Raw genomic sequence first — 247 nt, 5'->3', positions numbered from 1 at the left:
TGTGGGATACCGCAGTAGAAAAATACGCGGATAACCTTCAACCGCCAATGTCATTAGAATTAGGCCCCTATCCAATGCTGCCAAATGCCAAAGATGCTGGTTTATTGGCTCGTCCATCGATGATGTTTTCTATTGGACGTAATACCAGACATCCGGAAGCGGCAGCAAAATTAGTAAATTTCTTACTTAATGATCCTCAAGGTATTGAAGCACTAGGCCTAACTCGCGGTATACCTATGAGTCAAAA

At 42.9% G+C, this 247-nt stretch carries 1 pseudogene; it reads left to right on the top strand.

Going from position 1 to position 247, the window contains the following annotated elements:
* Window positions 1-247, top strand: a pseudogene (locus RMT89_RS44700) (hypothetical protein); the annotation flags it as partial.

It is taken from the genome of Streptomyces sp. P17 (genome assembly GCF_032436805.1).
Taxonomy (GTDB): domain Bacteria; phylum Actinomycetota; class Actinomycetes; order Streptomycetales; family Streptomycetaceae; genus Streptomyces.
The sequence above is the reverse complement of the archived record's forward strand: the minus strand, read 5'-3'. Positions and strand labels throughout refer to the sequence as shown.